Raw genomic sequence first — 26,041 nt, 5'->3', positions numbered from 1 at the left:
CACCGTTGCTGTGTGGCCCCCTGTCTGTTGGATGCGTGGCCGCCGCTTTTCCGCCATCGACATCGCTGGTGGTGACGTGCAGCGGTGCACATCACTGCGCGAGTGCGCCGCGCAGGTGGATGCCGCCACGGGTGTGTTCGATCTGCAGGCCCATGCTCAGCGCAACGGAGCGTGCAAAGCCTTCCGGATCGTTGGCCGAGTACAGGCCGACCACGGTGCGCCGCGCGACCGCGGGGTCGTCGATCAGGATGCGCATGTCGTTGTAGCGGGCGAATTCGGCAGCGGCCTGCGCCAAGGTATCGCCGTCGAAGGCGATCATTCCCTCGCGCCAGACCAGCAACTGCTGCACGCGCCGTGCTTGCAGTGGCTGCACCTGTACTGCCCGCGTCGGGCTGACCATGGCCAGCATGTTGGCGTTCACCCGCTGCGGTGCGCGCCGGTCCGCCTCCACTTCGACGGTGCCTTCGCGCACGACGACCTTGACGGCATCGTCCTGCCGCCGACGCACGCTGAAACTGGTGCCGACCGCGCGCACTTCCGAGCCGGCCGCCATCACCACGAACGGGCGATGACGGTCCTTGGCCACATCGAACAAGGCCTCGCCACGCAGCAACTGGATCTGGCGACGGTTGGCGCTGAACTCCACCACCACTTCCGAGCCGGAGTTCAGCGTCACCGCCGAGCCGTCTGCCAACGGCAGACGCAACACCTCGCCGATGCGTGTGAGGTGATGGCCGCTGCCGGGCGCGCCGTTGTCGGGGACGGCCTGCTGCAATGCCAGCATGCCGGTGGCCGCAGCGATTACACAGGCGGCAAGTGCGGCCAGCCACCTGCCGCGTCGATGCGTGCGCCGTGAACGCGTCGCTTCCGCGCCAAAGCCCTGCCCCAACGCACGCGCGCGATCGAAATGCAGGTGCACCGCGTGCGCACGTGCATAGGCGCCGCGATGGCGCACGTCTTCGGCCAGCCAGCGGTCGCGCTGCATCCGCTCGGCCGGCGTGAGCCGGTCGCCGTCTTCGCGTCCCACCCAGGCGGCGGCAATGTCGTCGATGCTGCGCATGCTCAGCTGCCGCGCTGCGGATCGGCCAGGCGCGTGGCCGGCGCCGCGTGGCTGGCGGCCGGTGCGGATGCAGGCGTGCGGCCCATCCGCGCCATCAGCAGCCGCAATCCCTTCACGATGTGTTTTTCCACGGTGTTCTCGCTGATTCCGAGCCGCGCGGCGATCTCGCGCTGCGACAGGCCATCGACCTTGCGCAGCAGAAACACCTGGCGGCATTTGTCCGGCAGTGCCGCCAGCGCTTCGCCAATGCGGCGCAGCTCCTGACCGGCAATGGCGTGGCGCTCGGGTGAGCGCTCGTCCTGTGTGATGTCCAGGCGCTCGATTTCCGCCACGCTCTCGATCGACACGATCCTGGCGCGGCGCACCTGCTGCAGCAGCACCGACTGCGCGGCGGTGAACAGATAGGCGCGCGGATTGGCGATATGACCCACCTCGCCCAGCCCGGCCAGAATGGCGTAGGTCTCCTGGATGACATCATCGCAATCGACGTTGCCGGGGGCGTGCTTGCGCAGCCAGCGCCGCAGCGCCGGCTCGTGCGGCAGCACCTGCGTCGCCAGCCAGGCGGCGCGCTGGGAATCGATGGCCGGCATTTAGGACGCGGCCGCTGACGTGCCCGCACGTCGAGGTGAGGAAGTCATTGCGTTCTCCGGGGGATTCGAGCGAAGGACCTGCTCTTGAAGTCACGATGCGTCAGCGGCGCAACTCCGCCATGCCCTTCGACGGGTGGCCCGCTGCGATGGCACTACCCGCGCAGCGCGCGCCGAAAATCGACAATGTCCGGTCGGATGCGGCCAACGAAATGGCCGTTGGCAATGACCTGACTGCTTTGGGTTATGCAGGCGCGCCGCGCACACGGGCGCGCTGCCACGGTGATGGGCGGCGCCGTGCAGGGCACCGCGGTACCTGGCGGCCTGAGCGTGTGGCATCCCGGCGCGACGACCGGCGCCGATGCGCAGGCCAGTACCGTCTTCATGGGGCCAGGCGCCTTCGGTGCGGTCAACGTGTCCGGCACCACGCAGGTGCGCGGTGATCTCGAACTGCGCGAAGGCACCACGCCCACGCAGGGCGTGTTCTACGGCTACGCCGATGGCCAGACCATGCGCAATCCCGAGTTCGTTGCCGACCTGCGCCAGGCCGTGCTGGAAATCACCGCGCGCCCGGCGGCTGGTGATGGGGCGCACCGGAGCCGACAGCAAGCGCTGATCGACAAGGCCCAGGCCAGGGATGGCCGCACAGTGCAGCACGGCTGCCGGGCGGCTCACACGCCGCCGCATCAGCAATCCAAGGGTCGCAGGCCACGCAAAGGTCGCAGCCGCCTGCAGGAATGCACGCGCTGCCCATCGCGACCATGCTCGCCTGACGCTCGCGTGCGGCGTCAGGCGCGGACTCAGTCGCCCAGTTCGGCCAGGCGTGTGCGCACGCTCTCGACATCGATGTGCTCGCGCAGATGCAGCCACTGCCGCGCCCATACCGAGCGCAGCACGACCCATGCACCGAGCACGCCCAGGCAGGTCGAGCCCAGCGCCAGCAGCAACGGATGCAATGGCGAGCCGCTGCCGGTCTGGAACAGGTACATGAAGGCGCCGGCAAACAGCAACCACACGCCGAACACCGGCCAGTTGCTGGCCAGCAGGCTGGCATGGGGCCGCTCGATCTCGCGCAGCAACCGGGTCAGCGCCTTGCGTTCCTCATCGTCCGGTGTCATCGACTGGCCGCTCCACGGATTGATCGCCGCGCTAGATCACGCGGCAGAAAACAGCCTTCAGGTAGCGCGATTCCTGTACGTGCGCCATGAACGGATGGTCCGGACCGGCACCGGCCACCTTCAGGATCTGGATGGTGCGCCCGGAGAAATACGAGGCGCGCCGCAGCATGTCCAGGAATTCCTGCTCGGCCACCAGCCCGGTGCACGAGAAGGTGGCGAACAGGCCGCCGGGCTTGACCACGCCCAGCGCCAGTTTGTTCATGTCCAGGTACTTCTTCAGCGCCGGGATCACCTGCTCGCGGTCGCGGGTCATCTTGGCCGGGTCCAGGATCACCACATCGAACTGCTCGCCGCGATTGGACGCATCGCGCAGCCACGGGAAGATGTCGGCCTGCACGAACTTCGGCCGCACGTTGTTGAGCTTGGCGTTGCCCTTGGCGATGGCGATCACGTCCTCGTCGATGTCCACGCCCAGCACCTCGGCCGCCCCGCGCGCGGCCGCATACACCGCAAAGCCGCCGGTGTTGCAGCACAGGTCCAGCACGCTCTTGCCTTCGACCTGCTCACTCAGCCACTGGCGGTTCTCGCGCTGGTCGGCGAAGAAGCCGGTCTTGTGCGCACCGGCCGGGTCGGCGCGGAACCTGATGCCGTACTCGGTGATCACCGACGCTTCGGTGGTGGTGTTGCCGTGGAAATCGAAGCTTTCCTGCTTCTGCACGTGTTCGTCGGCAAAGCTGTGGAAGCGGCAGCCCGGGAACTGCTCGCGCAACGCGTCGTAGATCCATTCGCGGTGGCGGAACATGCCGGCGGCAAAGAACTCCACCACCACCAGGTCGCCATAGCGGTCCACCACCAGGCCGGACAGGCCGTCGCCTTCGCTGTGCACCACGCGCCAGGCATCGGACACCGCGTCGAGCTTGAGCCAGTCGCGGCGCAGACTCACCGCTGCGGCGATCTTGCGCGAGAACCAGCCCGCATCCACCGGCACCGACTGGTCGGTTTCCAGGATGCGCACGGCGATGCGCGAGTGGCCGTTGTAGAAGCCGCGGCCGACCCACTCCCCGTCCACGCCGACCACATCGACGATGGTGCCGGGTTTGGGCTTGGCGGCGGGCTTTTCCACCAATTTCTGGAAGATCCACGGGTGGCTGGAGCGCCAGGCATTCTTGAGTCGGACGACGGGGACTGGAGTATTCATCCGCCCATTGTATCCGGCTGGATTGACGTGCCTGCCCCGGCCACGCAGAATCGGGCGCAGAAGGGGAGTAGCTCCCAGCGTTGTCGCCGTCATGACGAGTCCTGCCAGCCAGGCTCCGGTGCAACGGCAACCGGCCAGGCCGGTTGTGAGCGAGACCTTCGCCGCGCAGGCGAAGGTCCGTCACCCGGAATCCACGATTTCCGTGTCACAAGGCCTCAGCCCACCGGCTGTCCAGGTCGTTTCACTTTCGGGATTCTTTTATGCAAACCATTGGCAATGTCTGGTTATGGGGCGGCTTCGCGATCGTGGTGATCGTGGCGCTGTTGGTCGATCTGGTGCTGATGCGCCACGGCGGTGCCCACAAGGTCACCTTCAAGGAAGCCACCTGGTGGAGCATCGGCTGGGTGCTGCTGGCGCTGGCCTTCAACGCCGGCCTGTGGTGGTACCTGCAGGGCAGCATGGGCGACGCGGCGGCCGACCGCATCGGGCTGGAGTTCCTGACCGGCTACCTGGTCGAAAAATCGCTGGCGGTCGACAACATCTTCGTGTTCCTGATGGTGATGACCTACTTCGGCGTGCCCGAGGAACAGCGCCAGCGCGTGCTGATCATCGGCGTGCTGGGCGCGATCGTGCTGCGCGCGATCATGATCTTTGCAGGCTCCGTGCTGCTGACCAAGTTCCACTGGCTGCTGTACGTGTTCGGCGCGTTCCTGCTGCTGACCGGCATCAAGATGTGGTTCTCCGCCGGCAAGGAGCCGGACCTGGAAGCCAACCCGGTGCTGCGCTGGATGCGCGGCCATCTGCGCCTGAGCCCGCAGTACGACGGCCATGCGCTGAGCGTGATCAAGGACGGCAAGCGCTGGTTTACGCCGCTGTTCGTGGTGTTGATCCTGATTGCGGTGATCGATGTGATCTTCGCAGTGGACAGCATTCCGGCGATCTTTGCGATCACCACCGACCCGTTCATCGTGCTGACCTCCAACGTGTTCGCGGTGCTGGGCCTGCGCGCGATGTTCTTCCTGCTGGCCGGCATGGCCGACCGCTTCCACCTGCTGCCGTACGGCCTGGCGGTGATCCTGGTGTTCATCGGCACCAAGATGATGATCATCGATCTGTACAAGATCCCGGTGCTGGTCTCGCTGGCGGCGGTGATCGTGATCCTGGTCTTCACCATCGTGCTGAGCCTGCTGCGACCGCCCAAGCCGGCCAGGCACTGAGGGGCGGGGATTCGGGAATCGGGAATCGGGAATCGGAACGGTAGCTACACGTGCATTGCTGGCAACTACGCACACCGACTCTCCCGAATGGTCCTTGCCCGCTCACCGTCGCGGGACCTTACGCGGCATGGATGCCGCGTAAGAGCCTCCATGGACGGATTCACGGCGTGTCCCGCGAGGGTGGGCGGACAAGGGCCCTGCAGCCAAGCCGCAGATCGTCCGCCCTACGACCGAGGTATCCACACCGTTCAGTCCCCTCTCAAGGCCGCCAGGATTCAGGCTCCAGGTCGCTGGGGGCGTGCCCAGGCCAAACTGGTAAGGGCTGAATGCTGCGGCATGTTCGGTGTCGCGCCTCAGCCGCCTGCGTGATGCCACGCGAGCCGCTGCGCCAATGATCGGCGGCGGGACTGGATTATCCCGTCGTCGGGCCTGCTTATCCCGAGGCGGATAGCTTGTAAAAAAGTGGCGAGACGCCATCCGTGAAGGTATGACACCGCCTCCTGTTGCCGCCGCCGACGCCCCCTCGCAAGACCGCCTGGATCGTTCCCGGGTCTTGCGTGCCTTCAACTTCAGCCTGGCCGCCGTGCTGCTGCTGGTGGCGGTGTTCGCCGCCCAGGGCATGTTCGACTGGCGCGCCTGGGCGGTGGCACCGCTGCAGGCCGACGGCCTGCCCGGCATCCTCACCGCACCGCTGCTGCATGGCTCGCTCGCGCATCTGGGCGCCAACGCCGCCGCGCTACTGATCCTGGGCACGCTGGCCGGCAGCGTGTATCCGCGTGCCACCGCCCTGGCGTTGCCGTTGCTGTGGCTGGGTTCGGGGCTGGGCGCGTGGTTGCTGGGCGAGCCCGGCAGCCGGCATCTTGGCGCCAGCGGCGTCACCCACGGGCTGATGTTCCTGGTGTTCGTGCTGGGCCTGCTGCGCCGCGACCGCCCGGCGATCGCCACCAGCATGATCGCCTTCCTGTTCTACGGCGGCATGTTGCTGACCATCTTGCCGCACGAAGCCGGCGTGTCCTGGCAATCGCATCTGGGTGGCGCGGTCGCCGGCCTGATCGCCGCGTTGCTGCTGCGCCTGCGCGACCCGCAACAGGCCAGGCCGCGCTACAGCTGGGAGGACGAGGACGAGGAGGCTGCGTGGGAAGTGAGCGATGGCGAGCACGACGTGCTGGAACCGCCGCCGCCACGCCAGGTGCCGGTGCTGTGGCAACGCCAGGAAGACGGCTCGCACAACATGGTGCTGCACTTCCCGCCGCGCGAGCGGCCACCGGGAACGTAGGAGCGCGCTTGCGCGCGATGGGGCGTCATCGGGAACGCTTCATCGCGCGCAAGCGCGCTCCTACGGACCGCAGATGCGTTTAACGCGTTGCATGCGCGTTCAACGCACGCCGCGCCAGGCCCGGATCGTCGGCAAAGAACGCATCGATGCCGGCATCCAGATACGCCTTCAACTCGGCCAATGCACCGGCCTCGTTACGCTCGGTCACCGCACCGCTGCTGCGGTTATTGGCGGCCAGAAAGTAATTCTCCGGGCGGAACGTATACGGCTGCACCTGCAATCCTGCCGCATGCGCGTCGTGCACCAGGCTGGTCGGCGTACCCAGGCGTTGCTGCGCATCCAACGGAATGATGCTGCGGATGTCCGGGCCGATCGCATCGGCATAGCTGGCGACTTGCTTCAGCCCCTCGCGCGTGATCATCTGCCCGTAGGTGCGCGGCGCGTTGCCTACGCCCGCATCGGGCAGCGCCATCTGCGCACCGCCCAGCAACTGCAGCAAGCGAACATTGCTGCTACGCCCGATTTTGCCGCGCAAGTAACGCAGGTTGCCGCTCTCGAACGACTGGATCACCACCGGCGCGGTCTGCGTATAGGCATGCGCACGCAGGCTCGCCAGCACCTTGTCTTCCATCGCCAGATGCAGCCCACCGAAATAGCTCGGGTGCTTGATCTCCGGAATCAGCCCGATGCTGCGCCCGGTCGCCGCCGATTCGGCGGCGACAAAATCGATGATCTCGTCGAAGCTGACGATCTGAAACTGCCCATCCCAACGCGTGCCGCGCAACTGCGGCAAACGCTCGCGCGCGCGCAGCGTCTTCAACTCGGCTAGCGTGAAATCTTCGGTGAACCAGCCTTCCATCGCCTGACCATCGATGGTCTTGCGGGTCTTGCGCGAGGCGAACTCCGGGTGGCTGGCCACATCGGTAGTGCCGCCGATCTCGTTCTCATGGCGCGCCACCAGCACGCCATCCTTGGTGGACACCAGGTCCGGCTCGACAAAATCGGCCCCATCGACGATCGCCCTGGCATACGCGGCCAAGGTGTGTTCCGGGCGCAATGCGCTGGCGCCACGGTGCGCAAAGATCTGCACCGTCTTCGCCAACGGCGCCTCTGCCAACGCGGACCCGCTCATGCCGACCATCATCGCCCCCAACAGCCAGATACGGTGGAACTGCATCATGCCTTTCTCCAACGAAGAAGCAGCCATCAACACCCACTACGTCATTGCCAAGCGAGCTTGGTCGATGATCGAGGCGGGGTGTACGACCGTACATCCCGCTTCCTCCGCATCGTCCGCACCCGCCCGACAATCACTCGCTAGGTCTTGCCAACCACTCTAAAACCATCCACGTCGATCGCCACCGGAAATCAATCAGCAGCCACAAGACTCGCTGTTACGATTCCCGAATCCCAATTCCCAATTCCCGCCCTCAGAACTTGGCATCCAGCGTCAAAAACACCTGCCGCGGCGCGCTGGCATGGAAGGCCAGCTGGCGGCCAGTCGGATCGCTGTTGGCGAACGCGGTGAGGTTGGAGGCGTACCGCTTGTCGGTGAGGTTGGTGACGTTGAGCGAGAGCTTGAGCCCCTGCAGCACACCGGCCTGGCCGAAATCGTACCCGGCGCCCGCGTCGAACGAGGTGTAGCCGCCAAAGCCCTGATCGTTGGTGTAGGTGTAGTAGCGCTGGCCGGTGTACTTGCCGCGCAGATTGATGTTCCAGTTGGCGTAGTTGAACGCGATTTCGCTGGCGAACATGCGCTTGGGCGTATCGACGGTGGTCTTGCCGGCGGTCGGAATGATCACCCCGTTCTGCACGTAGTTGTCGTCGTAGGTCGAGCGGTTGATCGAGGCCGAGTTGTACCACTGCAGGTAGCTGGTCGGCTTCCAGATCACGGTCAGTTCACCGCCGCGGCTGCTCACCGAGCCCACGTTGAAGAAGCGCGTGGTGCAGGCCGGCGTGGTGCCCTGCTGGATGCTGGCGCAGGGGTTGAGCGAGAGCAACCGGTTGTCGAAGGTCACGTCGTAACCGACCAGCGAGGCTTCGAAGCGATCACGCACGAAGCGGTAACCGGCTTCCACGGTGCGCGACTTCTCCGGCTCCAGGGTCCCGACACTGGCATCGAACGAGGCCTGCGTCACCAGCAACGGACCACCAGCGCCGCCACCCTGGAACGCGGCGATGTTTTCCGCATACGAGGCGAACACTTCCTGCCCTTCGGCCAGGCGATAGCCCAGACCGACCTGCGGCAGCACCGACTCGCTGGCCTTGATCGCGCCGGTCGCCACCGGTGCTTCCACCGCCAGCCCCGGCGTCTCGCGCGCGGTCATTTCGGTGCTCGGGCTCTTGATGCCCAGATCCACGCTCAGGCGCTCGTCGAGGAACTTGAAGTTGCCCTGCACGTAGAACTGCCGCGTGGTGATGATGTAGTTCTGCGAGAACAGCCGGCGGTCTGGATCCTGCAGGAACTTGTCGTCGCTGACCGGCCCGTCGATCCAGTAGAAATTGCGCTCCACATCGTGGTGATTGCGCTCGTACCATAGCCCGGCTTCGAGGTGATGCGCGCCCAGGTTCCAGCCGAGCGACGCGATGCCGCCGGTACGGTTGATCCAGTAATTGGTGCTGCGGATGGAGATCGGCAATGCCTGCGGCGTGCCCGGATTGGACGCCTGACCCGGCGACCACCAGTGGCCTTGCCCCTTGTTTTCGTGGTGATAGACCTGGGTGTGCAGGCTGATCGCATCGTTGGGCTGGAAGTCGCCGGCCACATAGAACAGATCGTCGTCGCGCAACGCACGGCTCTGGTAATAGGCATCGTCGACATTGTCCACGCCACCGCTGAAACCGCAGCGCGCCGCATTGCGCGTGGCCGGTGCGCAGTACGCCGCGGCCAACGCACGGTTCCAGTCCGGTGCGTACAGGTTCCAGTCCCAGCCCAGGCCGCGTGCCATGCCGCTCTTGGACAGATACGCATAGTCCGCCTGCGAGGTCCGCGAGGTGTCGGCGAACGCGGTCAGCTTGCCGCCGTCGAACTGGTACACGCCCTTGGCATTGAACTGCCGCGTGGTGGTCGGCGAGTCCGGGCGCGCCCACATGTCGGCTTCGGCATTGATGCCGGACAGATACGCCGAAAAGCCGTTGTAGTCGCCGGTGTCCACACGCAGGAAGGTGCGGCGATTGGCGTCCGAGCCCACCGTCTGCGACAGCTGCCCGCCGAACACGCTGGATGGATCGGCCGAGTAGTACTGGATCGTGCCGCCCAGGTTGCTGGTGGATGCGGTGCCCAGCGCGCCGATGCCCGAGGCCAGCTCCACGCCGCCGAAGTTTTCCGCAATCAGGGCGCGGCTGATGTTGAGGCCGTTGTAGTTGCCGTAGGCGTTGTCGCCCAGCGGCAGGCCGTCGAGCGTATAGCCCAGGCGCGTGCCGTTGAAGCCGCGCAGGCTGATCGTCTGCGACTCCTCGTTGGCACCGAAGGCATCGTTGGATTGCACGTTCACGCCCGGCATGCGGTTGAGCAGCTTCTGGATGCTGGTACCCGGCGGCAACACCGGGATGTCCTGCTGGGTGATGCGCTGCACCTGACGCGTTTCGCCCTGGCCGATTACCGAGACCGCGTCGAGTTGCTGCACGGTCGTGCCGGTGTCGGCAGTCACGTCGGGATCGGCGGCATGGGCGGCCGGCGACAGCACGAGGGCGGTAAGGACGGCGGCACTTAAGAGATGGGTCTTGGGCATGAGCGGCAGGGGACGAGTCAAAAGATGACGGCAAGCGTGCGACAGCTGTCTTGCGTCGATGCGACTGCCACGTGACAGTGCCGCGACAGTCGCTGCGCATGCCGCGCCAGCGCTGCGCCGCGCTGGCATGCAGATGTCATCTGCGCGTCGTAATCTGCGACCTCATCCATCTGTGTTGTCCGAGGGTTGCTCCATGTCCGATCGCATTGCTCGCGCTTGTTCCCGGACGCTGACCAGCGTCGCCATCGCGGTGTTGGCAGTGGTGGGATGCGGCAGTGCAAGCGCGCGCGACAAGGTGGCTCCCACGGGCTCGGTGATCGCCACCGATGCACATGGCTACCTGGAAAAAGCACAGGTGCCCGACAGCCTGCGCCTGGTACCGCCACCGCCGCAGGACGGCAGCGCCGCGCTCGCCAACGATCAAGCCATCGCCACCTCCATGCTCACCCTGCGCGGCACACCGCGCTGGGACCTGGCCACACAGGACGCTGCGCTGACGTTCCCGGCGGCCGCCAATCACTTCAGTTGCGCGCTCGGCATCCAGATCGACCAGGCTCATACCCCGCACCTGCTGCGTCTGCTCGAACGCAGCATGCGCGACGCCAGCACCAGCACCAGCGCAGCGAAGGCCCGTTACCAGCGGCCACGCCCGTTCATGCGCAACGACCAGCCGCTGTGCACACCAGACGACGACGCGGCGCTGCGCAAGAACGGCTCCTACCCCTCCGGCCACACCGCGATCGGCTGGAGCTGGGGCCTGATCCTGGCCGAGCTGGCCCCCGCACAACGCGACGCCCTGCTCGCCCGCGGCCGCGCCTTCGGCGACAGCCGCCTGGTCTGCAACGTGCACTGGCAGAGCGATGTCCTCCAGGGCCGCATCATGGGCGCCGCCACCGTCGCCGCGTTGCACGACAATGCCGAGTTCCAGAAGGATCTCAGCGCCGCACGCCGCGAGATCGACAAGTCGCGTGCGAAGCAGCCTGCCGCTGCCGCGGCATCGCCGGCGTGCGATGCCGAGAACGCGGCGCTGCAGACGGTACTGCCGGGTGTGATGTGATTCGTTTTGCGGCGCAGGCGCGGGTTCTGAATTTCGATATCACAGCATGTGACCGTGCTGTACGAGCTTTGCGCTTGTCACCGCTACTGGTCCCTGATGCAGAACACTGACAGCGAGCGTCTGCATCGGATCTTCATGCGTCGCGGCAGGTCAGTGGTTTATTTGCCGATACAAAAACTCGAAAAGATCTTGCCCAGCAATTCGTCGGCGCTCAGCTTGCCGGTAATCTCGCCGAGGGCTTCCTGTGCCAGACGCAGTTCTTCGGCGGCCAGTTCGAGTTGTTCGAACCCCAGCTCCAGATCCGCCGCGTCTGCATGTTGTTCGGCACGACGCAGTGCCTCGACATGCCGCGTGCGTGCGGAGAATTCGCCTTCCACGCTTTCCATTCCATCGCCCAGTGCGAGCTCATGCAACCGGGCGTGTAACTGCTCCAGCCCCTGCCTGGTCACTGCCGATACCGCGATCGCATTGCGATCGAGCGCTGCGGGTTCGGCCAGCAGATCGCATTTATTGTGGATCCACAGCTGACGCGGCACCGCATTGATGGCATCGCCGATCGCATCGCGTGCGGCCTGCGGGTCGCGTGCATCCAGCACCACCAGCGCCAGATCGGCGCGCTGCAGTTCCACGCGTGCGCGACGCATGCCCTCGCGTTCGATCGCATCGCCGCCCTCGCGCAGGCCGGCGGTGTCGACCAGGGTGAGTTCGAAGCCATCGAGCTGGATGGCTTCCTGCAAGGTGTCGCGCGTGGTGCCGGCGACATCGGTGACGATGGCGCGCTCACTGCCGGCCAGCGCATTGAGCAACGAACTCTTGCCTGCATTGGGCGGGCCGATCAGCACCGCATGCAGGCCGTCGCGCAACTTGCGCCCGCGTTCGGCATCGCGCAGCAACTGCGCGAGCAGGCCGCGTGCCTGGGTCAATCCATCGCGCACCTGCGCCCCGCCCAACGTATCCAGCGGCTCGTCGGCAAAGTCGATCGCCGCTTCCACATGGATACGCAGGCGGGTGAGGCCGTCGTTGACCGCATCGACACGCTGCGAAAACACACCATCCAATGATCTACGTGCAGCACGTGCCGCGCGCAGATCGCCGGCGGCGATCAGATCGGCGATCGCTTCGGCCTGCGCCAGATCGAGTTTGCCGTTGAGAAAGGCGCGCTCGCTGAACTCGCCCGCGCGTGCCTGCCGCGCACCCAGCGCAATGCAACGGTTCACCAGCTGCCGCAGCAGCACCGGGCTGCCATGGCTCTGCAACTCCACCACCGCTTCGCCGGTGAAGCTGTGCGGCGCCGGAAACCACAAGGCGATGCCATCGTCGATCACCGCGCCCTGCGCATCGCGAAAGCGTGCGTATCTCGCATGCCGTGGTTGCAGATTCGGGACACCCAACTCGGCGGCGATCTGCGCGGCCTGCGGCCCGGACAGACGCACGATGCCGATGCCTCCGGTTCCGGCGGCGCTGGCGATGGCAACAATGGTCGATGGCGAAGAAGACATAGGCAGATGGTAAGGCGTGTGGTCAAAGACGCGGCTTGCAGGCGCATATGCACAAAGCCCGCCTTGCGGCGGGCTCTGTGCAACTGCGCTTACTTGGCGTTGGCCTGGATGATCTTGCTCGGCTTCTCGCCGTGCTGGCGGATCATCCACCACTGAATCAGCAGACCCAGCCCGCCGTTGACCACCCAGTACAGCACCAGGCCGGCCGGCATGAAGGCCATCATGACGCCGAACACCAGCGGCATGAACTGCATCATCTTGGCCTGCATCGGGTCCATGCCCGGGGTCGGGGTCAGCTTCTGCGTGGCCCACATGATGGCGATGTTGAGCACCGGCAGGATGAAGTACGGATCGCGCGCGGTCAGGTCCTGGATCCAGCCCAGCCACGGCGCCTGACGCAGTTCCACCGATTCCACCAGCACCCAGTACAGCGCGAAGAAGATCGGCATCTGGATCAGCAGCGGCAGGCAGCCGCCCATCGGGTTGATCTTTTCCTTCTTGAACAGCTCCATCGTCGCCTGCTGATACTTGACGCGATCGTCGCCGTAGCGCTCCTTCAGCTGCGCCAGGCGCGGCTGGAAGCGGCGCATCTTGGCGCCGGACTTGTACTGCGCAGCCGACAGCGGATACAGCGCCAGACGCAGCAGCACCACCAGGCCGATGATGGCCCAACCCCAGTTGTGCAGGAAGCTGTGCAGATGGCTCAGCACCCAGAACAGGCCCTGGCCGATGATGGCCATGATTGAGAAGCGGCTGTAGTCGACCACCCGGTCCAGCCCCTTCACGTCTTCCTTGGCGATCAGGCTGACCAGCTTCGGGCCGACCCACAGGCGTGCCTCGGTGGTCGCGGTCTGACCCGGCGCCACGGTGAAGGCCGGGCCACGCAGCTCGGCCACGTCACGCGGGCCGTCCTGGTTCAGCACATACAGCGAGGCCTGGTCCTTCTGCGGAATCCACGCGGTAAAGAAGTGGTGCTGCAGCAGCGCCACCCAGCCGCCGGTGATCTGGCGATTGAGGCCGCCATCGTCCATGTAGTCCTTGAACGCGCGACGCTCGTAGCCTTCCTGCGGGCTGTACCAGGTCGCTCCGTTGAAGCTGAAGGAATCCGGGTTGGTCATGCCGCGGCTGAGGATGGTCGGCACACGGCTCAGCTTGCGGAACACGTAGCCGTTCCACGGCGCACCGCTCTTGTTGATCACCTCGTCCTTGATCGAGATCGCGTAGCGACCGCGTTCCAGGGTGAAGGTGCGGCGGATCGACACCCCGTTGGGGCCATTCCACACGAACGGCACCACCAGGGTGTTCTGGCCCTTGGCCAGTTCGAACGCGGTGCCCGGCTGTTCGGCGCGGAAGCCGCCCACGCCCGGTACCGGCGAATGCTCGCTGGCCCAGCCGCTGGTGGCGTTATACGGATGCGCGGCATCTTCGGTCAGCAGGCTGACCGGCGCGGAGCCGTCCTTGGTCTGCGGAAACTGCAGCAGCTCGGCATCCAGCACGCTGCGGCCGTCCAGCTTCAGGCGCAGCACGTCCGAGGTCAGGGTGATCACCGGCGCAGCACCGGCAGCGGCCGGCGTCGCGGCCGTGGTACTGGTCGCGGGTACCGCGCCGGGCACGCCCGCCTGCGGAATGGCCTGTGCCGACGGCACATTGGCCGTCGGCGCGGCTGCGTCCAGATCGCGCGCAGCCGGCACCGACTGGGCCGTCGCGACGGCCGGCGCGTTGGCGGCCGTCTTGTCCTTGCCCCACTCCATCCACAGCAACGCCGCGACCATCAGCCAGGCAAAAATCAGGAAAACACGGGTCTGGTTCATCGGGCAGCAACTCGCTCAGTCGGAACTGGGTTCCGGCTCTGTCGGGGAAAGGGAGGATGGGTGCATCGTCCTGGCGGGCGGCATTGTGCCGGGCGCGGCAGGCAGGGGCAATGCGCCGGCACGGCGCAGCAGACGCACGAAGGCGTCGCGAATCTGTGGATTGCTCGCTTTTGCGGCTGCCGAGCGCGCCACAATCACGTAATCGCCGCCGGCAAGCTCGGGCAGCAGATGGCGCATGGCATCGCGCAACACGCGTTTGATCCGGTTACGGCCCACCGCACGCGTATCGACCTTGCGCGACACCGCCATGCCCAGGCGCGGCGGCGTATCGCCGGTCCGCCAGTGCAGGCTGAGCAACGGGTCCGAGGTACGACGTGCAGTGTCGAAAACGACCGTATATTGCGCACGCGTACGAACCCGCGCAGAGCGAGGAAATCGCCTGCACGGGTTCGATGCGTTCACGTTAGGGACTGCCTCGGCCGCAGGGAGCGGCGCAGCAATCAAGCGCTCAGGCGCTTGCGGCCCTTGGCGCGGCGGCGAGCCAGGATCTTGCGGCCGTCGGCGGTTGCCATACGTGCGCGGAAGCCATGGTCGCGTGCTCGCTTGAGGTTGCTGGGTTGGAAAGTACGCTTGGTGGCCATGGGGCCCTCTGCATGAATGGAGACGAATAGAACCGGCAATTCTATAGGGCCTTCCACGGCCGGGTCAACTCCCCGGACGCTTTACCGCAGGTGACGGCGGTCAAGCCCTGTGGATGGACCTGTGAATAAGTCTGGGAAAACCCTGCCCTCGGTGCTAGGCTGGCCCATCCTCTTTTCACTACCGGGCTGCGAGCACGGCGCTTTTCTGCGCGCCGCAGCCAGCAACAGATGATCATACTTTGATGGATGCTTGGCCCCGCTGTCTGGAACGTCTCGAAGCCGAATTCCCGCCCGAAGACGTCCACACCTGGTTGAAACCCCTGCAAGCCGAAGACCGCGGCGACAGCATCGTGCTGTATGCGCCCAACGCCTTCATCGTCGACCAGGTCCGCGAGCGTTACCTGCCGCGCATCCGCGAACTGGTGGCGTATTTCGTCGGCAACGGCGACGTGGCATTGGCGGTCGGCTCACGCCCGCGTGCACCGGAGCCGCAGCCGGCACCAATGGCCATACCCAGCGCGCCGGTGGTAGCGCCGATCGTGCCGTTCGCCGGCAACCTGGACTCGCATTACACCTTCGCCAACTTCGTCGAGGGCCGCAGCAACCAGCTCGGTCTGGCCGCTGCGATCCAGGCGGCGCAGAAGCCGGGCGACCGCGCGCACAACCCGCTGCTGCTGTACGGCAGCACCGGCCTGGGCAAGACCCACCTGATGTTTGCCGCCGGCAATGCGCTGCGCCAGGCCAACCCGGCCGCCAAGGTGATGTATCTGCGCTCGGAGCAGTTCTTCAGCGCGATGATCCGGGCGCTGCAGGACAAGGCGATGGACCAGTTCAAGCGCCAGTTCCAGCAGATCGATGCGCTGCTGATCGACGACATCCAGTTCTTTGCCGGCAAGGACCGCACGCAGGAGGAGTTCTTCCACACCTTCAACGCGCTGTTCGATGGTCGCCAGCAGATCATCCTGACCTGCGACCGCTACCCGCGCGAGGTCGAGGGGCTGGAGCCGCGGCTGAAGTCGCGCCTGGCCTGGGGCCTGTCGGTGGCGATCGACCCGCCCGATTTCGAGACCCGTGCGGCGATCGTGCTGGCCAAGGCGCGCGAGCGGGGCGCCGAGATTCCCGACGACGTGGCGTTTTTGATCGCCAAGAAGATGCGCTCCAACGTGCGCGACCTGGAAGGCGCGCTCAACACCCTGGTGGCGCGCGCCAACTTCACCGGCCGATCGATCACGGTGGAGTTCGCCCAGGAGACGCTGCGCGACCTGTTGCGCGCCCAGCAACAGGCGATCGGCATCCCCAACATCCAGAAGACCGTGGCGGACTACTACGGCCTGCAGATGAAGGACCTTCTCTCCAAGCGACGGACGCGCTCGCTGGCGCGTCCGCGCCAGGTGGCGATGGCGCTGGCCAAGGAGCTGACCGAGCACAGCCTGCCGGAGATCGGCGACGCCTTTGCCGGCCGCGACCACACCACCGTGCTGCATGCCTGCCGGCAGATCCGCACACTGATGGAGGCCGACGGCAAGCTGCGCGAGGACTGGGAAAAGCTGATTCGCAAGCTTAGCGAGTAGGCCGGCGACGGCCTGGACAACCACGCTTGGAGAAAAGCGTGGAAACGTTGGGGTCAAATGCGGGAGAATCTGTGGATAACGTTGCCTTGCAGGTCAGGCGGAAAACTATCCACAGGTTTTACCGCTAGACCGGGGGCACTAGTCCAACGACTTTCAGGCTCTAATTTGTCTTTGGAAACAAACAGTTATGGTGGTTATCCGCTAAAAACGGCCCTACCATCACCACCAAGCTTTTGATTTATTCCATTATCTTTTAAAGCATAGGGGCACGGAACCACATGCGTTTTACACTGCAGCGCGAAGCCTTCCTCAAACCATTGGCCCAGGTGGTCAATGTGGTCGAACGCCGTCAAACCCTGCCGGTTCTGGCCAATCTGCTGGTGCAGGTCAAGGACGGACAGGTCTCGTTGACCGGTACGGACCTGGAAGTGGAGATGATCTCGCGCACGATGGTGGAAGACGCGCAGGACGGCGAAACCACGATTCCGGCGCGCAAGTTGTTCGACATCCTGCGTGCCCTGCCCGACGGCAGTCGCGTCACCATTTCGCAGACCGGCGACAAGGTTACGGTGCAGGCCGGGCGTAGCCGCTTCACCCTGGCTACGCTGCCTGCCAACGATTTTCCGTCGGTGGACGAGGTCGAAGCCACCGAGCGCGTTGCGGTGCCGGAGGCGGCGTTGAAGGAGCTGATCGAGCGCACTGCGTTCGCCATGGCCCAGCAGGACGTGCGCTACTACCTCAACGGTTTGCTGTTCGACCTGCGCGAGGGCCTGCTGCGTTGCGTTGCCACCGATGGCCACCGTCTGGCGCTGTGCGAGACAGAGCTGGAAAACTCCGGCGGTGCCAAGCGCCAGATCATCGTTCCGCGCAAGGGCGTGACCGAACTGCTGCGTCTGCTGGAAGCGGCGGACCGCGAAGTGGAGCTGGAAGTCGGTCGCAGCCATATCCGCGTCAAGCGTGGCGATGTGACCTTCACCTCCAAGCTGATCGACGGCCGCTTCCCGGACTACGAGGCAGTGATACCGATCGGCGCCGATCGCGAGGTCAAGGTGGATCGCGAAGCGCTGCGCGCCTCGCTGCAGCGTGCGGCGATTCTGTCCAACGAGAAATACCGCGGTGTGCGCGTGGAAGTCTCGCCAGGGCAGCTGAAGATCAGCGCGCACAACCCGGAGCAGGAAGAAGCGCAGGAAGAAATCGAGGCCGACACCAAGGTCGACGACCTGGCGATCGGCTTCAACGTGAACTACCTGCTGGATGCGCTGTCTGCGTTACGCGATGAGCACGTGGTCATTCAGCTGCGCGATGCGAACTCGTCGGCGCTGGTGCGTGAAGCCAGCAGCGAGAAATCCCGCCACGTGGTGATGCCGCTGCGCCTTTGACGCTGCGTTCCACGTGGAACACGAAGAGCCCGGCGAATGCCGGGCTTTTTCTTTTTAAGGCCGAAAGCGGTGAATCCGTTGCCGTGTAAGGCGCTTGGGGATTAGGCCGTCCTGGGGGGGCCCTGGGCGCTGATAGCGCGTATCTACATGCTTTCGTGTCTTACCCGAAGCTGCCGCTGTGCTCGCCATGTGTGATCCCCCGGAGTGGCAGCGTCGTACAGTCAGTCACCTGGCCAAGCGACGGTGGACTAGACGCCACGCCCAGGTGTCAGACCTCACCCACTGGACAAGCGCGTTAGCCCGGTTCCCGTGAAGCGCCGGTCGTCGGCGCGGAGCCGAGCGTTCGCAGGGAAGGAGTTTGCGCCCGTTCTACCGCTGTGGGCGGCGTGGATGTCAGCACAATCCGTATGCGGTGCTTCGGCGCATCCGCGCAATGATCGGCGAGTTGTCTCAGGACGGTGCTACATGAGGTCGAGATTCTCTCCGCATGCAGGCAACCCAGGCGGGAGCCAGATCTGTCGAATCATGAGGGTGTTGCGAGCAAGCACTGGAAGAGCGCACGTGGAACGGAAGTTTCGTTGTGCGTCAGTAGCCAACGTCCAGGAAATCATTTTCGCAGTCCTGGATGAGATTCATGAGCCCTGCCTGCCTCAATGGCGTCCTCGTCAGGATCCACCTACCTAGTCTGAATGCGTTCACCAAAAGCGGGCCAGGTTCGCTTCGAGCGAGGTTGCTCAGCACGGTCTGATTCGGTGTTCTCAAGCCTGTTTTTGACTTATGCACATCAAGCGTTGCTTTTAAATCTAGAAATAATTTAAGAGCTTGGTGGTGATGGTAGGGCCAGATTTCGCCGGAAACTACCCTATCTTTTTGTTCTTAAAGAGTTTTTATGCATCGAAACCCTGTGTTTAGACCCTTGTAGATGGACCGACAACCTGTGGATAAGCAAACGTCGTTGCTGGGTCCTCCTTTTTATCCACAGGTTGTCCCCCGCTTGTCCGTGGGTCGCTTCACGTCCGTGCGGGCAGGAATCGCATCGATCACGTATCCTCCGCTCCGACCGGGATGCCGGATCACAGCGCAGAGCAGACCGATCGATGCACGTAGTGCGGTTGTCCATCCATCGACTTCGTCGTTTCGAGACCGTCGACCTCCACCCCGACAGTTCCTTGAACCTGTTGACCGGCGATAACGGCGCGGGCAAGACCAGCGTGCTGGAAGCGTTGCACCTGATGGCTTATGGCCGCAGCTTTCGTGGCCGTGTGCGCGACGGGCTGATCCAGCAAGGCGCCAGCGATCTTGAAGTCTTCGTGGAGTGGCGCGAGGGAACCGCCGGGACGGGGGAACGCACGCGACGGGCGGGCCTGCGCCACAGCGGCCAGGAATGGACGGGCCGGCTGGATGGCGAAGATGTCGCACAGCTGGGCGCATTGTGTGCCGCGTTGGCTGTCGTGACCTTCGAGCCCGGCAGCCACGTGTTGATCAGTGGCGGCGGTGAGCCGCGGCGGCGCTTCCTCGATTGGGGGTTGTTCCACGTGGAACCTGACTTCCTGGCGCTATGGCGCCGCTATGCGCGAGCCCTCAGACAGCGCAATGCCTTGCTCAAGCAAGGCGCACAGCCGCGCATGCTCGATGCCTGGGATCACGAACTCGCCGAATCGGGCGAAACGCTGACATCGCGCCGTCTTCGTTATCTGGAGCGCTTGCAGGAAAGACTGATTCCGGTGGCAATCGCGATTGCCCCGTCGCTCGGGCTGTCCGCGCTGACATTCGCGCCGGGTTGGAAGCGCAGTGAGGTGTCGCTTGCCGATGCGCTGCTATTGGCACGCGAGCGTGATCGTCAGAACGGCTACACCTCGCAAGGGCCGCATCGCGCCGATTGGGCGCCCGCCTTCGATGCATTGCCGGGCAAGGAGGCGCTCTCGCGCGGCCAGGCAAAGCTCACCGCCCTCGCCTGCCTGCTGGCGCAGGCCGAAGACTTTGCCAGTGAGCGAGGCGAATGGCCGGTGATCGCATTGGACGATCTGGGCTCGGAGCTGGATCGTCACCACCAGTCACGCGTGTTGCAGCGTCTGGCGTCCGCACCGGCGCAGGTGCTGATCACCGCCACCGAAATGCCGCCCGGGCTGGGCGAATCTGGAGAATTCCTGCATCGGTTCCACGTGGAACACGGCAGCGTGGCCGTGCTGACGCCCACATCGTAACCATCCGCGGCGCAGGTGGGCCGACTGGTATAATTTCCGGGCTATCCCCCTTTTCCCACGGTGCGATGCGGCTCCTGCTGCCTGCGCCCGTGTTGTGGAGCTAACGGCACACGCATGACCGACGAACAAAACACCTCGCCCACTCCCAATGGCACCTACGACTCCAGCAAGATCACCGTGCTGCGTGGCCTGGAAGCCGTCCGCAAGCGCCCCGGCATGTACATCGGCGATGTGCATGACGGCACCGGCCTGCATCACATGGTGTTCGAGGTGGTCGACAATTCGGTCGACGAAGCCCTTGCCGGCCATGCCGACGACATCGTGGTCAAAATCCTGGTCGATGGCTCGGTTGCGGTGTCCGACAACGGCCGTGGTGTGCCGGTCGACATCCACAAGGAAGAAGGCGTTTCCGCAGCCGAGGTGATCCTCACCGTGCTGCACGCCGGCGGCAAGTTCGACGACAACAGTTACAAGGTGTCCGGCGGCCTGCACGGCGTGGGCGTGTCGGTGGTCAATGCGCTGTCCGAGCACCTGTGGCTGGACATCTGGCGCGACGGCTTCCACTACCAGCAGGAATACGCGCTGGGCGAGCCGCAGTACCCGCTCAAGCAGCTGGAAGCCTCGACCAAGCGCGGTACCACGCTGCGCTTCAAGCCGGCCGTGGCGATCTTCAGCGACGTCGAGTTTCACTACGACATCCTGGCGCGCCGCCTACGCGAGCTGTCGTTCCTCAACTCCGGCGTCAAGATCGCGCTGATCGACGAGCGCGGCGACGGCCGCCGCGACGATTTCCACTACGAAGGCGGCATCCGCAGCTTCGTCGAGCATCTGGCGCAACTCAAGTCGCCGCTGCACCCGAACGTGATCTCGGTGACCGGCGAGCACAACGGCATCGTGGTGGACGTGGCCCTGCAGTGGACCGACGCCTACCAGGAAACCATGTACTGCTTCACCAACAATATCCCGCAGAAGGATGGCGGTACCCACCTGGCCGGTTTCCGTGCCGCGCTGACGCGGGTGCTCAGCAACTACATCGAGCAGAACGGCATCGCCAAGCAGGCCAAGGTGGCGCTGACCGGCGACGACATGCGCGAAGGCATGATCGCAGTGCTGTCGGTCAAGGTGCCCGACCCCAGCTTCTCCTCGCAGACCAAGGAAAAGCTGGTCAGCTCGGATGTGCGCCCGGCGGTGGAAAACGCCTTTGGTGCGCGCCTGCAGGAGTTCCTGCAGGAGAATCCGAACGAAGCCAAGGCCATCACCGGCAAGATCGTCGACGCAGCACGTGCGCGCGAAGCCGCGCGCAAGGCGCGTGACCTGACCCGCCGCAAGGGCGCGCTGGACATCGCCGGCCTGCCCGGCAAGCTGGCCGACTGCCAGGAAAAAGACCCGGCGCTGTCCGAGCTGTTCATCGTCGAGGGTGACTCGGCTGGTGGCTCGGCCAAGCAGGGCCGCAACCGCAAGAATCAGGCGGTGCTGCCGCTGCGCGGCAAGATCCTCAACGTCGAACGCGCGCGTTTTGACCGCATGCTGGCCTCGGACCAGGTCGGCACGCTGATCACCGCGCTGGGCACCGGCATCGGCCGCGACGAGTACAACCCGGACAAGTTGCGCTATCACCGCATCATCCTGATGACCGACGCCGACGTTGACGGTTCGCACATCCGCACCCTGCTGCTGACCTTCTTCTACCGGCAGATGCCGGAACTGATCGAGCGCGGCTACATCTACATCGGCCTGCCGCCGCTGTACAAGCTCAAGCAGGGTAAAAGCGAGCTGTATCTCAAGGACGACGCGGCGCTCAATGCCTATCTGGCCAGCAATGCGGTCGAAGGCGCGGCGCTGATCCCCGCCACCGATGAGCCGCCGATCACCGGCGAGGCGCTGGAAAAGCTGTTGATGCTGTTCACCAGCGCCAACGAGGCGATCGCGCGCAACGCGCACCGCTACGACCCGGCGCTGCTCACCGCGCTGATCGACCTGCCGCCGCTGGATGTGGACACGCTGCAGGCCGAAGGCGAGGTGCATCCCACCCTGGATGCGCTGCAGGCGGTGCTCAACCGCGGCACCCTTGGCACGGCGCGCTATCAGCTGCGTTTCGACCCGGCCACCGACAGCGCCTCGGCATCGCTGGTGGCGGTGCGCAGGCACATGGGCGAGGAATTCACCCAGGTGCTGCCGATGGGCGCGTTCGAAAGCGGCGAGCTGCGCCCGCTGCGCGAGGTCTCGCTGGCCCTGCACGATCTGGTGCGCGAAGGCGCGCAGATCGTGCGCGGCAACAAGACCCACCCAATCACCAGCTTCGCCCAGGCGCATGCCTGGCTGCTGGAAGAGGCCAAGCGGGGCCGCCAGGTACAGCGCTTCAAGGGTCTGGGCGAAATGAACGCCGAGCAGTTGTGGGAGACCACGGTCAATCCGGATACGCGTCGCCTGTTGCAGGTGCGTATCGAAGATGCCGTGGCCGCCGATCAGATCTTCAGCACCTTGATGGGCGATGTGGTCGAGCCACGCCGAGACTTCATCGAGGACAACGCGCTGAAGGTGTCCAACCTGGACATCTGAGCCACCGTCGCCCGCCGGCGCACCGCCCAGGCGCTGCGCCGGCGTCTGCGGTTTTTTCAGGACGACGATGAGCGCAGATTCTTCCCCGACGCCGGCACCCACGCCGGCTGCCGGCACCGCCCCGCTGCTGCCACCATTGCTCGGCTTCGGCATCGATGTGCTGCTCGCCACCGGGCTGCTGCTGTTGCTGAGCGTGGCCGGGTTTGCGCTCTGGGGCGTGTTCCGCGGTGTCAGTGCCGTGCAGGCCGCCAAGGCGCAGGGCCTGACGCTCTCCTCGACCGAGATCATGGCCACGATCGGCCAACCCGGCGTACTGGTGCAACTGCTCACCGCACTGGTCAGCACGGCCTCGCCGGCGCTGCTGCTGTATTACTGGCGCCGCCGCGCGACCGCAGGCGAACACAGGGGCTCGCGGGCCGCCGCGAGGCGTGCCTCCACCTGGGGCTGGACCGCGTTGATCGCGGTTGGCGTGTTCATGCTCAGCAATCTGGTCAGCGTCGCGGCGTCCGCGTTGGGCATCAAACCGGTGCCGACCAACTTGCCGCTGATGGAAGAAGCCATCAAGCAATGGCCGCTGGCGCTGGTGGTGTTTGCGGTGGCCATTGCCCCGGCGTACGAAGAATTGCTGTTCCGACGCGTGCTGTTCGGCCGCCTGCTCGCCGCCGGCCGGCCCTGGCTGGGCATCGTGCTGAGCAGCGCGATCTTTGCGCTGGTGCATGAAGTGCCCGGCGTCAGTGGCAACGGCCCGGCTGCCATCGCGCAACTGTGGCTGGTCTACGGCAGCATGGGCGCGGCGTTCGCATGGCTGTACTGGCGCACCGGCACGCTGTGGGCGCCGATCGTGGCGCATGGCGTCAACAACGCCACCGCCTTGGCGGCGCTGTACTTTTTTGGCGTCGGCTGAGCCGTTTGACGAAAAGTTAAGACGAGCCTGCCAAAATGTCCCCAGGGTTCAAGGGGGATTGAATGAAAGCTAGGCTGTTGATCGTTGTCGCCGTCTTTGCATTGACGGCATGTGCCACCACAACTTCGCCGACCGGCCGCCGACAGGTGGTGGGAGGCGTCACCCAGGACCAGCTCGACAAGCTTGGCGCAGAGTCGTTCGCGCAGACCAAGGCAAAGGAAAAAGTCAGCACCGACGGCAAGCAGAATGCCTACGTGCAATGTGTGGTCAACGCGCTGGTGGCGCAGCTGCCGCCGCAGTGGCGCGAGACCCGTTGGGAAACCGCGCTGTTTGTCGATGACGAAGCCAATGCTTTCGCGCTGCCCGGTGGCAAGGTCGGCGTGAATACCGGCATCTTCACCGTTGCCAAGACGCAGGATCAGCTGGCTGCCGTGCTCGGGCATGAAATCGGGCATGTGATCTCGCGCCATCACGAAGAGCGCATCACCCGGCAGCTTGGCGCGCAGACCGGTCTGGGCATCATCGGCGCGCTGGCCGGTGCGGCCTATGGCGACGGCGCGGCCAGTGCCGTCAACCAGGTCGGCGGAATGACCGCCCAGACCGTGTTCCTGCTGCCCGGCTCGCGTACCCAGGAGAGTGAGGCCGACGTGGTCGGCCAGCGCCTGATGGCCCAGGCCGGCTTCGATCCTGCCCAGGCGGTGACGCTATGGCAGAACATGATGGGCGCCAGCGGCAACCGCCAGCCGCAGTGGCTGTCCACCCACCCCGACCCGGCCAATCGCATCCGCGAACTGCAGGCAGACGTCAGTCAACTCGAACCGGTTTACGAGCAGGCGCGACAGGACGGACACGTGCCGCGCTGCGGCTGATATCTCGGCGCTCATGTACCGAATATCGCAACACAGCACGGAAACCGTTTTCGGGAACTGAGACTTTCTGCTAAGTTTGCCGGCTCAGATTTTTCGTACAGCGTCTATTCCGCTTTTCGTACCGCCCGACGGCGGCTCGTCCGAGGTGAAACATGAAACTGCTCAACCGCAAGCAAGCCCTGTTGTCCCTGTTCATCGCCGCGTCGCTGGGCGGGGCGGTCGTCGCCGATGCGGTGGCGCAGTCGGATCGTTCGTCCGAGCGCGCCAGCCGCAAGTCCAAGAGCAGCGGCAAGGCCGAGGAGTTGTATCCGCAGTCCACCCGCGCCGCGCCGACGATCAAGCCTTCGTCCAAGCTGGGCAGCAAGCTGCAGAAGCTGATCGAAACCTTCAACAAGGGCGAAGACTTCCCGGCCGTGCGCACCCAGGCCGACGAGATCCTCGCCAATGGCTCGGCCAACGAAGCCGACAAGGCGCTGGCCTCGCAGCTGGCCGCCCAGGCGGCGTACAACATGGACGATGCTGCCGCTGCCAAGAAGTATCTGCAGCAGGCGATCGGTCTCAATGCGCTGGACAACAACGGCCAGTTCCAGTCGATGCTGATGCTGGCGCAGTTGCAGATGCAGGACGATCAGCAGGCCGAAGGCCTGGCCACGCTGGACAAGTATCTGGAAGAGAGCAAGTCGCAGCGTCCGGAAGACCTGATCCTCAAGGGGCAGGCGCTGTACCAGGCCGAGCGCTACAAGGAAGCCATTCCGGTGCTGAAGCAGGCCATCGCCGCCTCGCCCGAGCCGAAGGACACCTGGAACCAGTTGCTGATGGCGTCCTACGCCGAAGCCGGTCAGACCGGTGAAGCGGTGGCCGCCGCCGAAGCGCTTGCGGCCAAGACGCCGAACGACAAGAAGGCCCAGCTCAATCTGGCCAGCATGTATATGCAGGCCGATCAGATGGACAAGGCCGCCGCAGTGATGGACAAGCTGCGCGCTGCCGGGCAGTTGACCGAAGAAAAGGAGTACAAGCAGTTGTATTCCATCTACGCCAACACCGAGAACAAGGAAAAGGACGTCATCGCGGTCATCAATGAAGGTATGCAAAAAGGCATCCTTAAACCCGATTATCAGACATACCTTGCGCTGGCACAGTCGTATTACTACAGCGAAGACGTGCCCAAGGCGATCGAGAATTGGCAAAAAGCCGCACCGCTTTCCAAGGACGGCGAGACCTATCTGAATCTGGCCAAGGTGCTGCATTCGGAAGGTCGCATCCCGGAGGCCAAGCAGGCCGCGCAGCAGGCAATCGCCAAGGGTGTCAAAAAACCCGATGACGCCAAGAAGATCATCAATCTGAAGTAAAAAAGAAAATA

20 protein-coding genes and 1 other RNA gene are annotated in these 26,041 nt (G+C 64.9%); 11 read left to right on the top strand and 10 right to left on the bottom strand.

Annotated elements, in window-relative coordinates:
- Positions 1 to 91: 91 nt before the first annotated feature.
- The 4 genes from XaplCFBP3123_RS18640 to XaplCFBP3123_RS18620 all read right to left on the bottom strand — a co-directional run bounded on the left by XaplCFBP3123_RS18640 (position 92) and on the right by XaplCFBP3123_RS18620 (position 3,963).
- Positions 92 to 1,060 carry a FecR family protein gene (locus XaplCFBP3123_RS18640; protein WP_104535374.1) on the bottom strand — a complete coding sequence of 323 codons (969 nt, stop codon included), beginning with the start codon at positions 1,058 to 1,060 and terminating at the stop codon, positions 92 to 94.
- 2 nt (positions 1,061 to 1,062) lie between these two features.
- Positions 1,063 to 1,650, bottom strand: a complete 588-nt coding sequence (locus XaplCFBP3123_RS18635) for an RNA polymerase sigma factor (protein ID WP_104535373.1) — start codon at positions 1,648 to 1,650, stop codon at positions 1,063 to 1,065.
- 797 nt (positions 1,651 to 2,447) lie between these two features.
- Complete coding sequence (locus XaplCFBP3123_RS18625) at positions 2,448 to 2,765, bottom strand: hypothetical protein (RefSeq protein WP_104535372.1); 318 nt, start codon at positions 2,763 to 2,765, stop codon at positions 2,448 to 2,450.
- Positions 2,766 to 2,796: 31 nt separating this feature from the next.
- Complete coding sequence (locus tag XaplCFBP3123_RS18620; protein ID WP_104535371.1) at positions 2,797 to 3,963, bottom strand: class I SAM-dependent rRNA methyltransferase; 1,167 nt, start codon at positions 3,961 to 3,963, stop codon at positions 2,797 to 2,799.
- A 260-nt stretch (positions 3,964 to 4,223) separates the two neighbouring features.
- Here XaplCFBP3123_RS18620 and XaplCFBP3123_RS18610 point away from each other — a divergent pair, with 260 nt between their 5' ends.
- The gene (locus tag XaplCFBP3123_RS18610; RefSeq protein WP_104535370.1) at positions 4,224 to 5,180 is read left to right on the top strand and encodes a TerC family protein; all 957 of its coding nucleotides are present in this window, start codon (positions 4,224 to 4,226) and stop codon (positions 5,178 to 5,180) included.
- Between the two features lie 487 nt (positions 5,181 to 5,667).
- Complete coding sequence (locus tag XaplCFBP3123_RS18605; RefSeq protein ID WP_104535369.1) at positions 5,668 to 6,456, top strand: rhomboid family intramembrane serine protease; 789 nt, start codon at positions 5,668 to 5,670, stop codon at positions 6,454 to 6,456.
- Positions 6,457 to 6,535: 79 nt separating this feature from the next.
- Here XaplCFBP3123_RS18605 and XaplCFBP3123_RS18600 read toward each other — a convergent pair whose 3' ends face one another.
- Positions 6,536 to 7,636, bottom strand: coding sequence for a glycerophosphodiester phosphodiesterase (locus XaplCFBP3123_RS18600; RefSeq protein WP_104535368.1), 1,101 nt, complete (start codon positions 7,634 to 7,636; stop codon positions 6,536 to 6,538).
- Between the two features lie 78 nt (positions 7,637 to 7,714).
- On the opposite strand from XaplCFBP3123_RS18600, the gene XaplCFBP3123_RS18595 reads away from it, so the two are divergent.
- Positions 7,715 to 7,789, top strand: a non-coding RNA gene (locus XaplCFBP3123_RS18595) — sX9 sRNA.
- Between the two features lie 97 nt (positions 7,790 to 7,886).
- On the opposite strand, the gene XaplCFBP3123_RS18590 is transcribed toward XaplCFBP3123_RS18595, so the two are convergent.
- Complete coding sequence (locus XaplCFBP3123_RS18590) at positions 7,887 to 10,187, bottom strand: TonB-dependent receptor (protein WP_104535367.1); 2,301 nt, start codon at positions 10,185 to 10,187, stop codon at positions 7,887 to 7,889.
- 193 nt (positions 10,188 to 10,380) lie between these two features.
- On the opposite strand from XaplCFBP3123_RS18590, the gene XaplCFBP3123_RS18585 reads away from it, so the two are divergent.
- Positions 10,381 to 11,244, top strand: a complete 864-nt coding sequence (locus XaplCFBP3123_RS18585; protein ID WP_104535366.1) for an acid phosphatase — start codon at positions 10,381 to 10,383, stop codon at positions 11,242 to 11,244.
- A gap of 158 nt (positions 11,245 to 11,402) precedes the next feature.
- Here the strand turns inward: XaplCFBP3123_RS18585 and mnmE are convergent, their stop codons facing one another.
- The 4 genes from mnmE to rpmH all read right to left on the bottom strand — a co-directional run bounded on the left by mnmE (position 11,403) and on the right by rpmH (position 15,195).
- Complete coding sequence (gene mnmE / locus XaplCFBP3123_RS18580) at positions 11,403 to 12,743, bottom strand: tRNA uridine-5-carboxymethylaminomethyl(34) synthesis GTPase MnmE (protein WP_104535365.1); 1,341 nt, start codon at positions 12,741 to 12,743, stop codon at positions 11,403 to 11,405.
- Between the two features lie 89 nt (positions 12,744 to 12,832).
- Positions 12,833 to 14,554: a membrane protein insertase YidC gene (gene yidC / locus XaplCFBP3123_RS18575; protein ID WP_104535364.1), complete on the bottom strand. Its 1,722-nt coding sequence runs from the start codon at positions 14,552 to 14,554 to the stop codon at positions 12,833 to 12,835.
- A gap of 15 nt (positions 14,555 to 14,569) precedes the next feature.
- On the bottom strand, positions 14,570 to 15,016 hold the full coding sequence (rnpA, locus tag XaplCFBP3123_RS18570; protein WP_104535363.1) for a ribonuclease P protein component: 447 nt from the start codon (positions 15,014 to 15,016) through the stop codon (positions 14,570 to 14,572).
- A 38-nt stretch (positions 15,017 to 15,054) separates the two neighbouring features.
- Entirely contained in the window at positions 15,055 to 15,195 is a 141-nt protein-coding gene (gene rpmH, locus XaplCFBP3123_RS18565; protein WP_002805908.1) for a 50S ribosomal protein L34, read from the bottom strand.
- A gap of 242 nt (positions 15,196 to 15,437) precedes the next feature.
- Between rpmH and dnaA the strand changes: the two genes are divergently transcribed.
- From dnaA to XaplCFBP3123_RS18525, 7 genes are all read left to right on the top strand, one after another.
- The gene (gene dnaA, locus XaplCFBP3123_RS18555) at positions 15,438 to 16,766 is read left to right on the top strand and encodes a chromosomal replication initiator protein DnaA (protein ID WP_104535362.1); all 1,329 of its coding nucleotides are present in this window, start codon (positions 15,438 to 15,440) and stop codon (positions 16,764 to 16,766) included.
- Between the two features lie 278 nt (positions 16,767 to 17,044).
- On the top strand, positions 17,045 to 18,145 hold the full coding sequence (gene dnaN / locus XaplCFBP3123_RS18550; RefSeq protein ID WP_104535361.1) for a DNA polymerase III subunit beta: 1,101 nt from the start codon (positions 17,045 to 17,047) through the stop codon (positions 18,143 to 18,145).
- A 1,097-nt stretch (positions 18,146 to 19,242) separates the two neighbouring features.
- The gene (gene recF, locus XaplCFBP3123_RS18545) at positions 19,243 to 20,349 is read left to right on the top strand and encodes a DNA replication/repair protein RecF (protein ID WP_104535360.1); all 1,107 of its coding nucleotides are present in this window, start codon (positions 19,243 to 19,245) and stop codon (positions 20,347 to 20,349) included.
- Positions 20,350 to 20,463: 114 nt separating this feature from the next.
- The gene (gene gyrB / locus XaplCFBP3123_RS18540; RefSeq protein WP_104535359.1) at positions 20,464 to 22,908 is read left to right on the top strand and encodes a DNA topoisomerase (ATP-hydrolyzing) subunit B; all 2,445 of its coding nucleotides are present in this window, start codon (positions 20,464 to 20,466) and stop codon (positions 22,906 to 22,908) included.
- A gap of 67 nt (positions 22,909 to 22,975) precedes the next feature.
- Complete coding sequence (locus XaplCFBP3123_RS18535; protein ID WP_104535358.1) at positions 22,976 to 23,812, top strand: CPBP family intramembrane glutamic endopeptidase; 837 nt, start codon at positions 22,976 to 22,978, stop codon at positions 23,810 to 23,812.
- Positions 23,813 to 23,874: 62 nt separating this feature from the next.
- Complete coding sequence (locus tag XaplCFBP3123_RS18530) at positions 23,875 to 24,681, top strand: M48 family metallopeptidase (RefSeq protein ID WP_104535357.1); 807 nt, start codon at positions 23,875 to 23,877, stop codon at positions 24,679 to 24,681.
- A gap of 152 nt (positions 24,682 to 24,833) precedes the next feature.
- A complete protein-coding gene (locus tag XaplCFBP3123_RS18525; protein WP_104535356.1) occupies positions 24,834 to 26,030 on the top strand; it encodes a tetratricopeptide repeat protein in 1,197 nt (398 codons plus the stop codon).
- Positions 26,031 to 26,041 lie beyond the last annotated feature (11 nt).

It is taken from the genome of Xanthomonas arboricola pv. populi (assembly GCF_002939945.1).
GTDB lineage: Bacteria > Pseudomonadota > Gammaproteobacteria > Xanthomonadales > Xanthomonadaceae > Xanthomonas > Xanthomonas arboricola_A.
Note: the sequence above shows the minus strand (reverse complement) of the source record. Positions and strands in the feature narration are given on the sequence as shown.